12 protein-coding genes, 2 tRNA genes and 1 pseudogene are annotated in these 12,255 nt (G+C 39.3%); 12 read left to right on the top strand and 3 right to left on the bottom strand.

Annotation, left to right across the window (positions count from 1 at the left end; all coding sequences use genetic code 11):
- The first annotated feature begins 331 nt into the window (after positions 1-331).
- The 9 genes from GQR87_RS05415 to nth all read left to right on the top strand — a co-directional run bounded on the left by GQR87_RS05415 (position 332) and on the right by nth (position 7,275).
- Positions 332-408, top strand: a tRNA-Asn gene (locus GQR87_RS05415).
- 52 nt (positions 409-460) lie between these two features.
- Positions 461-537, top strand: a tRNA-Asn gene (locus GQR87_RS05410).
- 168 nt (positions 538-705) lie between these two features.
- Entirely contained in the window at positions 706-1,287 is a 582-nt protein-coding gene (gene rsxA / locus GQR87_RS05405; RefSeq protein WP_158967299.1) for an electron transport complex subunit RsxA, read from the top strand.
- The gene (rsxB, locus tag GQR87_RS05400; RefSeq protein ID WP_158967297.1) at positions 1,287-1,853 is read left to right on the top strand and encodes an electron transport complex subunit RsxB; all 567 of its coding nucleotides are present in this window, start codon (positions 1,287-1,289) and stop codon (positions 1,851-1,853) included. The genes rsxA and rsxB overlap by 1 nt, the downstream gene beginning before the upstream one ends.
- Positions 1,854-1,861: 8 nt before the next feature.
- A complete protein-coding gene (gene rsxC / locus GQR87_RS05395; RefSeq protein WP_158967295.1) occupies positions 1,862-4,102 on the top strand; it encodes an electron transport complex subunit RsxC in 2,241 nt (746 codons plus the stop codon).
- A gap of 2 nt (positions 4,103-4,104) precedes the next feature.
- Positions 4,105-5,190 carry an electron transport complex subunit RsxD gene (rsxD, locus tag GQR87_RS05390; protein ID WP_158967293.1) on the top strand — a complete coding sequence of 362 codons (1,086 nt, stop codon included), beginning with the start codon at positions 4,105-4,107 and terminating at the stop codon, positions 5,188-5,190.
- Entirely contained in the window at positions 5,190-5,861 is a 672-nt protein-coding gene (gene rsxG, locus GQR87_RS05385) for an electron transport complex subunit RsxG (RefSeq protein ID WP_158967291.1), read from the top strand. The genes rsxD and rsxG overlap by 1 nt, the downstream gene beginning before the upstream one ends.
- A 27-nt stretch (positions 5,862-5,888) precedes the next feature.
- Positions 5,889-6,587 carry an electron transport complex subunit E gene (locus tag GQR87_RS05380; RefSeq protein WP_158967289.1) on the top strand — a complete coding sequence of 233 codons (699 nt, stop codon included), beginning with the start codon at positions 5,889-5,891 and terminating at the stop codon, positions 6,585-6,587.
- Between the two features lie 55 nt (positions 6,588-6,642).
- On the top strand, positions 6,643-7,275 hold the full coding sequence (nth, locus tag GQR87_RS05375) for an endonuclease III (RefSeq protein WP_158967287.1): 633 nt from the start codon (positions 6,643-6,645) through the stop codon (positions 7,273-7,275).
- Between the two features lie 3 nt (positions 7,276-7,278).
- On the opposite strand, the gene GQR87_RS05370 is transcribed toward nth, so the two are convergent.
- Together GQR87_RS05370 and GQR87_RS05365 are read right to left on the bottom strand one after the other, a co-directional pair.
- Positions 7,279-7,938, bottom strand: a complete 660-nt coding sequence (locus GQR87_RS05370) for a hypothetical protein (RefSeq protein ID WP_158967285.1) — start codon at positions 7,936-7,938, stop codon at positions 7,279-7,281.
- 1 nt (position 7,939) lies between these two features.
- Entirely contained in the window at positions 7,940-8,446 is a 507-nt protein-coding gene (locus tag GQR87_RS05365; protein WP_158967283.1) for an RNA polymerase sigma factor, read from the bottom strand.
- 365 nt (positions 8,447-8,811) lie between these two features.
- Here GQR87_RS05365 and GQR87_RS22330 point away from each other — a divergent pair.
- Together GQR87_RS22330 and GQR87_RS05360 are read left to right on the top strand one after the other, a co-directional pair.
- Positions 8,812-8,967: pseudogene (locus GQR87_RS22330) on the top strand (endonuclease III); the annotation flags it as partial.
- A gap of 221 nt (positions 8,968-9,188) precedes the next feature.
- Positions 9,189-9,482, top strand: a complete 294-nt coding sequence (locus GQR87_RS05360; RefSeq protein WP_158967281.1) for a hypothetical protein — start codon at positions 9,189-9,191, stop codon at positions 9,480-9,482.
- A gap of 59 nt (positions 9,483-9,541) precedes the next feature.
- Here GQR87_RS05360 and GQR87_RS05355 read toward each other — a convergent pair whose 3' ends face one another.
- Positions 9,542-10,078 carry a redoxin domain-containing protein gene (locus GQR87_RS05355; protein ID WP_158967279.1) on the bottom strand — a complete coding sequence of 179 codons (537 nt, stop codon included), beginning with the start codon at positions 10,076-10,078 and terminating at the stop codon, positions 9,542-9,544.
- Positions 10,079-10,399: 321 nt separating this feature from the next.
- On the opposite strand from GQR87_RS05355, the gene GQR87_RS05350 reads away from it, so the two are divergent.
- Positions 10,400-12,247, top strand: coding sequence for a monovalent cation:proton antiporter-2 (CPA2) family protein (locus tag GQR87_RS05350; protein WP_158967277.1), 1,848 nt, complete (start codon positions 10,400-10,402; stop codon positions 12,245-12,247).
- Positions 12,248-12,255 lie beyond the last annotated feature (8 nt).

The raw sequence follows: 12,255 nt of genomic DNA, 5'->3' as shown, positions 1-12,255 counted from the left end.
TAAGGTTACACTTTTATTAAACACTGTTTTTATACCCAGTATTCAATCATTTATTAATAACTATTAACTATAAGAGCCGTAAAAAAGAATCTTTAAAATAAACTAAAGATTTTTAATCAAAAACAGCCAATTTATTTTCTAAAAACATGAAAAAAAAGCTTGTTTATTTTAGGAACTAGTACTTTTGTTTAGTTTAAATACAATTATTAAAAAATATTAAAAAATACTTACTTTGAGTGTTGACAGCAGGCACCTTGCTCATTAATATTCCGCACCGTTGAAAAGCAGCTTGATTTACCAAATCAAGTTTGTTTATTAACGAAACTATAGTTCCCCCTTAGCTCAGCTGGTTAGAGCGACGGACTGTTAATCCGCAGGTCCCCCGTTCGAGTCGGGGAGGGGGAGCCAACTATAGTTGATTTAAATAATTAGCATTAATTATTTAAACGAAAATTTGAATTCCCCCTTAGCTCAGCTGGTTAGAGCGACGGACTGTTAATCCGCAGGTCCCCCGTTCGAGTCGGGGAGGGGGAGCCAAATTTTGGCTCATATCTTCTAAATGTTATCCCAAATTCCATCTTTCATTATGTTTTTCATAATTAATCTCTCTTATTACAATAAACTTTTTAATATCAAGTTGTTAATGACGGCTGAAACTAAGATAATGGCCAGGATTTCTCTACCTTTGGCAGATACCCACTTAAGATGACCGACTTTTTATTACTTTTAATTGGCACAGTGCTGGTAAACAATTTTGTTTTAGCCCAGTTTCTAGGCTTATGTCCTTTTATGGGCGTGTCAGGCAAACTCGAAACTGCCATCGGCATGTCAATGGCCACAACATTTGTTTTAACACTAGCCTCTCTTTCAAGTTACTTAGTTGAACACTATATTTTGTTGCCTCTAGATATAGGCTATTTACGCACCCTAAGTTTTATTTTAGTGATAGCTGTCGTGGTCCAGTTCACTGAAATGGTGGTACATAAAACTAGTCCGACTTTATATCGTTTATTAGGCATATTTTTACCGCTTATTACTACCAACTGTGCAGTATTAGGGGTTGCCCTATTAAATATTAACAAAGATCATAACTTTGTTGAGTCAATCATTTATGGCTTTGGTGCAGCTGCGGGCTTTTCTTTAGTATTAATATTGTTTGCTGCTATGCGTGAGCGTTTAGCTGTGGCAGATGTGCCTAAACCCTTCAAAGGAGCTTCTATAGGCATGATCACTGCAGGGTTAATGTCTTTGGCCTTTATGGGCTTTACTGGTTTGGTGAAGTTCTAATGTCATTAACTTTCATGATCCTCACTGCATTAATCACCATTGGTATTATGGCCCTGATATTTGGCTCAATCTTAGGTTTTGCTGCGGTAAAATTTAAAGTAGAAGGCGATCCTTTAGTTGAACAAATTGATGCCATTTTACCACAAACACAATGCGGCCAATGCGGTTATCCAGGCTGCAGACCTTATGCAGAAGCCATAGCCAATGGTGATGACATTAATAAATGTCCTCCAGGCGGCGAAGCCACCATCAAAAAACTAGCAGATTTAATGGGTGTAGAGGCCACCGCATTAGATTCAGCCCATGGTCAAGAAGATGTAAAAAAAGTGGCTTACATCCGCGAAGATGAATGTATTGGCTGCACCAAGTGTATTCAGGCTTGTCCTGTTGATGCTATTTTAGGTGCGGCTAAACAGATGCATACCATAATCACTGACGAATGCACTGGCTGTGACTTATGTGTCGAGCCCTGCCCTGTTGATTGTATTGATATGATACCAGTAGCCACTAACACAGCATCTTGGCAGTGGAAGTTAGATCCCATAGCCATTAAACAAATAAATTAATAGAAGCCATGCAAACTCACTTCGATGACATAATAAATAAATTAGATAGCAATGAACTATGGGACTTCCCTGGCGGCATCTACCCTGCTGAGCGTAAAGAGTTATCAAATCAGCAACCTATTGCACAATTACCCATAGCTAAACAGTTATTTATTCCGGTAAAACAACATACAGGCATCGAAGGACATATTATCGTTGAAGTCGGTCAACATGTTTTAAAAGGACAAGCATTAACCAAAAGCACGAATCCATATGCAGTACCTGTACATGCCCCCACTTCAGGAGTTGTCAGTGCCATACAACCACATGTCTCTCCCCACCCTTCCGGTTTACCTGAACTTACAATCATAATAGACAGTGATCAACAAGATGCTTGGGCTGAACTCACCCCTTTTATTGATTACCAAAGCCATCCTAAAATGGATGTGTTAGGTAAAATTTGTGATGCAGGGATCAGTGGTATGGGTGGTGCTGGTTTTCCTGTCCACATAAAACTATCTACTCACAAAGAAGTAGAGTTTTTAATTATCAATGGTGTGGAATGCGAACCTTACATTACCTCAGATGATAGATTGATGCGGGAACACGCTTGGCAAATTCGTCAAGGCATTGATGTACTTACTCATTTACTTTCACCAAAACAAGTCATCATTGCCATAGAGCACAACAAACCTGAAGCAATTGAGGCAATGCAACTTGCCTGTCGTGAAAACCCACTATACAAAGTATGTGAAATTCCGACAAAATATCCTTCAGGTGGCGAAAAGCAGTTAATTCAGATTGTAACCAACAGAGAAGTACCGGCCAAAGGTTTACCTATTGATGTAGGGGTGATTAGTCAAAATGTTGGAACCTGTTTCGCCATAGCTGATGCCATATTTTCTGGTAAACCATTGATTCAAAGAGTGGTCACGGTAACCGGTGAAGCCATGGCTCGCCCCGCTAATTATTGGGCATTAATCGGTACGCCAATCTCACATATATTAGACGAATGTCAGTACCAAGCAGAGAAACAAACAGAAACTAAGGTGATCATGGGTGGTCCTATGATGGGCTTCGCCGTCGCCAATGAATCTGTTCCTGTAGTCAAAATCACCAATTGTATTTTGGTACCCGCAGACAAAGAGATAGCCACACTACACGAACAAGCTTGTATTAGATGTGGAGCTTGTGCTGACGCTTGTCCAGCAAGTTTATTACCACAACAAATGTTCTGGCATGCAAAAGCCAAGGAGTTGGATAAAGTACAAGAATACAATTTATTTGACTGTATTGAATGTGGTGCTTGTGCTTATGTTTGCCCTAGTGAAATTCCTTTGGTGCATTACTATCGGGTAGCAAAATCAGAAATTCGCGCCGAAAAACAAGAAAAAGAGCTGGCCGATAAAGCTAGGGAGCGTTTTGAAAAACGAGCAGCTAGACTTGAGGCCGATCAAAAAGCACGAGACGAAAAACATCGTTTAGCCGCCGAAGCACGTAAACAAGCTATGGCATCTAAAGGTAATGATGCAAAAGACAAAATTGCCGCAGCATTAGCTAGAGCAAAAGCTAAAAAACAAGCATTAGCCGACACAGTAAATGCACCTAACGCAGACTCAGAAACAGGCAACACTGAGACCTCTGGAACAACTGCCAATACAGAACAAAACTCAGAAATCGCTGAAGCCCCAGCAGAACAAAAGTCAGCGAGTTCTAACCAAAGAGTGCAAGCGGCAATTTCTAGAGCAAAAGCTAAAAAGGCAGCGGCTCAAGCAGCTAAACAACAAAGTGAAGCAAACCAAGCTAAAGAAATCGTCGAACCTGAAGTAAAAAAATCTGCAGTAGTTAGCCAATCAACTGCTGATAGCCTTGAAATTCAAGCAGCAGAAATTGTTGAACAAACAAAGACAACAGAGTTGAATCAGCAAGTAGTCTCTATCGAACCAGCGCCACAAGAACAAGTAGTGACAAAACAAGGATTAACCCAGCAAGTATCGAGCGAACAAGCAGATACAGCTTCACAAACCAGCAAAGAGCAACAAAAACAAGCCAGAATTGCTTCAGCTGTGGCTAAAGCAAAGCGGGCTGCCAAGAACAAAAACCAAGAGCCGCAACCACAGGACGCAGAACAAAAGACAACGCCATTGAGTGCAAATGAACAAATTGAAAATAAAAAACGCAGAATAGCCGCGGCAGTAGCAAAAGCAAAGGCCAAAAAACTGGCCGAACAAGCCCTCAAAAACAAAAGCGTTAATAAAGGCGATAACTAATCATGAATTTTAAGCTAACCAGCTCTCCCCACCAGCATGTACGTCGAAATACCGGCGATGTGATGAAGCTGGTCATTTTAGGGCTAGTACCCGGTGTTTTAATGCAAACTTGGTTCTTTGGATGGGGCACACTTATTCAAGTAATAATTGCTATCCTCACTGCAACCGTTACCGAAGCTGCGATTCTCGAAATGAGAAAACGTGATTTTGAGTTGGCATTAAAAGACTATAGCGCCACCGTCACAGCCATATTATTAGCCATTAGTATCCCGCCATTCGCCCCTTGGTGGATCATTGTAATAGGGACTGTTTTTGCAATAGGTATAGTAAAACAACTATATGGCGGTTTAGGTTTTAACGTGTTTAATCCTGCTATGGCAGCTTATGTAATGTTACTGGTATCTTTCCCCGTACATATGACGCAATGGCTACCGCCAATGAACTTAGCCCAATATTCCCACAATTTTTTAGATGCGGTTTATGCTATTTTCACTACTTTTAGTGTGGATGGATTTAGTCTAGCTCAGTTACGAACTGATATTGATGGTGTCACTATGGCCACCCCACTAGATACGGTAAAAACGGGATTAATTCAAGGTTATACTTATTCTGAAGGCTTAGACCACACAATATTTAATAGTGTGATCAATGATGTAGGAGTGGCGTCAAGTTGGATCAGCTTAAGTTATTTAGCCGGCGGCTTATTTTTGTTAAAACAAAAAGTGATTAATTGGCACATTCCCATTAGCATGATTGCCGGACTGTTTTTTTGTGCTTTGTTTATGTCTCTGGTGGATAGCGACCTTTACCCGACGGCTACATTTCATCTTTTAAACGGTAGTATTATTATCGGCGCCTTTTTTATCGCCACCGATCCAGTATCGGCTTCGACTACCAACAAAGGCCGATTAATTTATGGTGCAGCCATAGGTTTCTGGGTTTATGTTATACGTACTTGGGGCGGATACCCAGATGCAATAGCCTTTGCAGTGGTGATCATGAATATGGCAGTGCCACTTATTGATTATTACACCCGCCCTCGCACGTATGGTCACTCCGCAGCTCAAACCAAAAAGGGCGCTAAATAATGAGCCAAACGATCCAAAATAACATGCTCAGAAATGGCCTTATTTTGGCTATATTTGCCCTAGTGACTACAGGCCTTATTGCACTTACTTATTTTGGTACCAAAGACCAAATAGCCATACAGCAGCAACAAAAGCTGCTTTCTATATTACATGAAGTTATCGATGAACAGAGTTACGATAACCAAGTACAATTTGATTGTGCTCTTGTTACCGACGATTCATTATTAGGTAATAAAGCCCCACAAAAAGTATACCGAGCAACAAAACAAGGTAAAGCTATAGCTGTGGCCATTGAAACCACTGCACCTGATGGCTATAGCGGAAAAATACAACTGGTTGTTGGCATGTACTCCCCTGCCCCAGAAACTGCAGTGGTATCTGGAGTGCGAGTACTTAAACACAAAGAAACGCCTGGTTTGGGCGATAAGATTGAACTTAGAATAAGTAATTGGGTATTAGACTTTAACCAACAAAAATACACTGCTGATACTAGCTATATGTGGACAGTAAAAAAAGACGGCGGCCAATTTGATCAATTCACCGGCGCCACCATCACACCTAGAGCCGTAGCGAAAGCTGTGCGTAAAAGCATAGAATATTATTTAGCCAATCAAGACAGTATTTTTTCTGCAGACAACGCCTGCCAACTAAGTGCTTCAGGCTCAAAATAAACAAAAAATGAGAGACGAGAAACGTGAATGAGTGAGTTCAAAGAATTAACTTGGCAAGGGTTATGGAAAAATAACCCAGCTTTAATCCAATTATTGGGCTTGTGCCCACTACTAGCAGTCACTCAAACACTAACTAATGGCCTGGGGTTAGGCATAGCCACCACCTTAGTTTTAATTGGCTCGAACGCCACTGTGTCTTTAATACGCAATTTGATCCCCAACGAAATTCGCATTCCTATTTTTGTGATGATCATTGCGGCATTTGTCACTATTATTCAACTTTTAATGAATGCCTATACCTTTAAACTTTATCAAGCCTTGGGTATTTTTATCCCATTAATAGTCACCAACTGCGCCATAATTGGCCGAGCCGAAGCTTATGCTTCTAAACATGCTGTTGGGCATTCTGCCTTTGATGGTTTGATGATGGGACTTGGATTTACCTTAGTATTAGTGTTACTGGGAACTATTCGAGAATTATTAGGTAACGGCACCTTGTTTAATGGCGCTAACCTATTATTAGGTGATTGGGCTCTGGTATTAAGAATCACAGTATTTGAAACCGACAGCCCATTTTTATTAGCCATTTTACCGCCAGGTGCCTTTATTTTTATGGGCCTGATTATCGCTCTGAAAAATATTCTCGATGCACACATGGAAAATATATTTGCGGCGAAAAAAGAGCAAAAGGTAGTGCAAAGAGCGCGAGTAACAACAGAAAATTAAATTGCGATATACGAGATTTTTTAGAGTGTGAAATCAATAACAAATAAAAAGCCAAATGAATAAAACTAAACGTTTAGAAATATTAACTCGCTTACGAGATAACAATCCCCACCCCACTACAGAGCTCAACTTTAGTTCGCCATTTGAGTTATTAATAGCTGTGCTCTTATCAGCACAGGCCACTGATGTAAGCGTCAATAAGGCCACAGATAAGCTTTATCCCGTCGCCAACACTCCACAAGCCATACTGGATTTAGGATTAGATGGTTTAAAGTCTTACATCAAAACTATCGGCCTATTTAATACTAAAGCTGTCAACACCCTAAAAACCTGCCAAATGTTGCTGGACTTGCATAATGGTGAAGTACCAGAAAACAGAGCGGCGCTGGAAGCCCTGCCCGGAGTGGGTCGTAAAACCGCCAACGTAGTGCTCAACACAGCCTTTGGCTGGCCTACCATAGCGGTAGACACCCACATAGACAGAGTCTCCAATCGTACCAAATTCGCTCCGGGTAAAAATGTAATCGAGGTTGAACAAAAACTGTTAAAAGTAGTACCAGCAGAATTTAAAGTAGACGTACACCACTGGCTAATCCTACATGGCCGTTATACTTGCGTAGCCCGCAAGCCACGCTGCGGATCGTGCATTATTGAAGACTTGTGTGAGTTTAAAGATAAAACAGAATAATCCTTAACTATCACTGGATTCTAGACTATTAATAAATTGGGCCATATTTACTAACCGCTCACCAACAATAAATTGAATGGTGCGCTTAACCCAAGCAACCGCGATATTTTGGTAATGTATTTTAGTTAACACTAAAGTGGTCACCACTAACAGTAATATTGATGATAGGGAATAAAACCAAATCATATGAAGCTCTAGGTGTTGAAACAAATCAATCCCCAGCAGTAAATCAAAACCTATAAAAACATAAGCCATATAAAAAGGAACTGACATCAGCAATAACTTAGTTAATTGCAATTTATGTGCGCAAACACTGTAGATATCTTTCTGCAATTGGCTAACTGGCTTTGCATAATCAATTTTTGAAATAAGTACGATTTGACCAATATTTCCAGCCAGCCCAACAATGGCAAAAATAGTTAGGATAAATGCAGATATGGTTGATGCTGACAGACTAAAATCTTTAGCAATATACTGCCCCAATAAAACAATAATGTAGAAAAAAGCTGCGCTCTCAATAATGCGAGCCCATTTCATATTAGTCAGTTCTTTCATTTGTTTATTTACTTTGATGTCAGCCAAGATAGTTTGGTTGATGGTAATAGCGGCTGCGGTGTCAGTGTTTTGCTGCTGCCAAGTGTTTTTAAAGTTATCTAAATTCATATTAAGACTCCTGTGTTTCAAATTGATTTTTTAATGCTTCTTTAATTCGGCCAATTCGCGTGGCCACATTGGTTTTACTCAACCCTAAGCTACTGGCTATGCTGTCGTATGATTCACTTTCTAGGTAGAGCAGCATAATTGCTTTATTTAACTTATCGAGTTGTGCAATAAAATCATATAATTGCCTGACCTCTTCACTGCGCTCGCCTTCTTGGGATAAGTCAGGAATGTGCACCATATATCCTTCATTTGCATTGGCTTTATCTTGTCGTTTACTGTCTTTACGGTAATAAGAAATCGCCACATTTAGCGCGATGCGGTACATCCATGTAGAAAATTTATAGGCATTATCATATTTATCGAAAACCAGCCACATGGTGGTTAAAATTTCTTGGGCAAGGTCTTGTCGATCATCTTGATTTTGACAATACGAATTAACAATCTTATAAACAATACCCTTATGTTGCTCCATTAACTGAGCAAAAAAGGCCTTATTCCTTGTGTTCATTTACTCTCAACCCTGCTCTAAAACCCATGCTAAATATAGACATTCTCACCCCGTATTAATACTGACTAATCTTGTTATCTAGTTATTCGCAACAATTCAGAAAAAATCACAAATATTTATTAAAAAACATTAATAGGAAACTATAGGCTAAATAGCACGAGCAATATGAGGACACAGTACACTTTGTCGTTTTGTACTATGTAGAGTTAAACACCTGATGTAATTTTATAGTAAAAACATATTGTTACTATCCTGTCTTGTTAAGATAGAAAACTAAATTGATACCACAATTAGAACTTTTTTACAGATAGACAGAATCTATAATTGCACTTAATTCGCTCTCGGTAAAATGTAATTGAGTGTGAAAAAAGCAACTTAAAGTCGTACCAGCTGAATTTAAAGTCGACGTACACAACTGACTTATTTTGCATGGAAGAGGCACCTGCATCGTCCGTAAACCAGACTATGGAAGTTATATTATTGAAGACTTGTGTGAGTTTAAGAATAAAACTGAATACTAGGCTGCACTATTTTAACTAGAATAGCTTTAACTAGAATAGCGCAGATTTAACTAGAGTAGCGCAGACCTAGCGGCATAAAACAGTTTAAAACCAGTAAATAGCTGCTAGTAAATAGATTGAATCTAGATCTGAACTCAGATACCGTTCGTTTCTTGATTAAAAAATTTCAACGAGTTAATTTATTAACTCGTTATAAGTACAAAAAGGGTTGGTATATGTATGTGAAACTAAAAATAATATTCACAGCAGTCATGTTTATTATACTACATGGCTGTAGTACTTATAGCTCTGAAGATTATGGCGACCCTAATGTCGCGAAAAAGGAATCCTTATGTATAAATATTGAACCTAATCAATATCTTGAATGCAAGGAAAGAGAACAAACCTTGATACTCTCTGGCGCTGACAAAAATTGTAATCACCCATATGAATATGAAAAAAACAGATGTAAAAGAGAACAAGCAACGCAAAAAAAAGCACTTGATGAATCACTTAAAAAACATACCGATAAATAGAAAAAACAAGGTGCCGGACTAGCAATATTTATTGCAACTTTTGTTAATCCACAATCTTATTAATATGCAACCGTGCCACGTATAGGATAATCATCTTGATTACGTACAAAGGTTAACCCCCTTACGACTACACTCAACTCAGGACGTAATAAAGGGGCGTTCGAGATATCTATGGCTTGTAATGTGCCTTCATCGTTAATCACAAATAAGCCTGGCTCTGAAAAGTTATGATCGGTTTCTTGGGCTGAACGAGGGGCAGAGATATACAGCCCTAATTGTTTCATTTGTTGTTCATTTAAACCATAAGCAATAGGGTAACTAATATTTAATTTTTCCATACTTTCTGCTAGTTGTGCTTTTGAATCAGCCGACACAGCAGTGACACTAACACCTATCTCTTTTAACGCAGCTTGATGTTCTTCTAAAATATTTAAGTATCGTATACATAAAGGGCAATGTTTACCTCTGTATACCACTAACATTTGCCAATCGGCGCCACTGTGAGCTTTACTTAAATTCACCCTAGAGCCTTCAGCAAGTGTTGCTTCGATAGAGGGGAAAGAACTGCCTGTTGTTAGTTTTATTGAATTTGCCATGGTAATCTCTTTAAATAACCTGAGCTCGGAATAAGTCGAGCCTCTCGATAACGCTCTTTTTGCGTCTAGCTGCGTTGGATTTTCTAGTAATAGCCCGCTATTACGTACGAAAAACCGCCTTGCTATACACGAAAAATATCGTCATCGATTAAACCTTAACCCAAATATAACTGGGGGCATATTTTTAATTGTTTGTAACAATTCAATTTGAAACGACACTCATTATCCCAAGTTCAGGTTAATTAATTTTGAGTATGTTATATCAATGGCTCCAATCTACCGATTAAACAAGCTTTCGACAATGCTTTAGAGTTCAAACACATGACGATTTATTTTATCCAAGCAGCTATTTACCTCTTCGCAGCAGTAATTTGTGTGCCATTAGCCAAACGATTAGGTTTAGGTTCGGTTTTAGGTTATCTCATTGCGGGCCTAATTATTGGCCCCGTTACAGGCTTAGTCGGCGACGAAACCAGCACAATTCAACATTTTGCTGAATTTGGCGTGGTGATGATGTTATTTGTTGTAGGCCTAGAACTCTCGCCTAAAGCCTTGTGGAATATGAAAGGTCGGTTGATTGGTTTAGGCGGCTTACAAATTAGTTTAACCACCTTAATCATCACCCTACTGGGTATGGCGTTAAACTTTCCATGGCAACCTTCATTAGTGGTGGGACTGATATTTTCCCTTTCTTCTACCGCGATTGTGATGCAAAGTTTTGCAGAAAAATCACTTAATAAAACAGATGGCGGTCAAGCGGCGTTTTCCATTTTATTATCACAAGATATCGCAGTTATTCCTATGTTAGCGGCCATTCCTTTATTGGCTATTCCCCTTTATTTTGGTATCCCTGAAGCTGCAACTTTAACCTCTGAGCATGCTAATTTATCCTTAGTAGAACATCTATCAGGCTGGCAATACGCAGGTGCGATAGTCTGCGCAATTACTTTAATCATAGTGGTAGGGCATTATATTTCTAAACCGTTATTTACTTGGGTCGCAAACACTGGATTAAGAGAAATATACACAGCCACAGCATTGTTACTGATTATTTCCATTGCCGCCTTGATGAGTTTAGTTGGTCTTTCTCCCGCCTTAGGAGCCTTTTTAGCTGGGGTGGTATTAGCCAATAGTGAATTTAGACATGAGTTAGAAAGTAACATTCAACCTTTTAAAGGCTTATTGCTCGGTTTGTTTTTTATTACCGTGGGGGCAGGTATTAGTTTTTCAGTGGTGTCTGACAACTTTGGATTAATAAGCAGTTTAACCTTGGCTGTGATAGCCATAAAAGCAGGGGTGTTATTAACTTTAGCTGTCATTTTCAAGATTAAAAAATCCGATGGCTGGTTACTCACCTTAAGCTTGGCACAAGCTGGTGAATTTGGTTTTGTAGTCTTAAGTTTTTCTTCACAGAGTCAGGCATTACCCCTTGAATGGGAGGCGATACTCTCACCTGTTATCACCCTATCGATGTTTCTAACGCCACTTTTGTTTATTTTTTATGACAAAGTGATCACCAAACAATATGCCACTAGCCAACAAACTAGAGCAGCCGATGCGATTGATAAAAAAGGACAAGTTGTCATCGCTGGCATTGGCCGTTTTGGACAAGTCATCAATCGTTTATTAATGGCAAATGGCTTTGACACCACAGTTATTGACCAATCAACTACTATGATCGAAAGAGTCAAAAAAGTAGGTATTCATGCCTATTTTGGTGATGCCACAAATACCTCCCTGTTGCACACCGCAGGACTGGATGAGGCTTCCTTGTTTGTGATTGCCATTGATGACAAAGAACACGTTTTGCAATTGGTCAAACATGTTAAACAGTTTCATCCACATGTACCCATGGTTGCCCGTGCATACGACCGTGGCCACGCCTATGATCTTGAAAATGCAGGGGCAGACCATGTCTTTATTGAGTCCTATTTTACAGCTTTAGAAATGAGCAAAACATCGCTGCAGGTATTAGGCCTAGATGAGAGTAAAGCTGAAAAAGCCAAAAACCTATATCACCAAACAGAATTACAGCATCATCAAAATTTACTTAAAGCATCAATTGCGGCAAATAAAGAGACCCGGATGGTTAATAACTATATTGAACTGTTTATTTCTCTAGAAAAAGAGATGCGCCAAGCAATGAAAGAACAATTACACGATAAATAATCAGCGAG

It is taken from the genome of Paraglaciecola sp. L3A3, from assembly GCF_009796765.1.
GTDB lineage: Bacteria > Pseudomonadota > Gammaproteobacteria > Enterobacterales > Alteromonadaceae > Paraglaciecola.
This window is presented reverse-complemented; position numbering and strand designations above follow the sequence as displayed.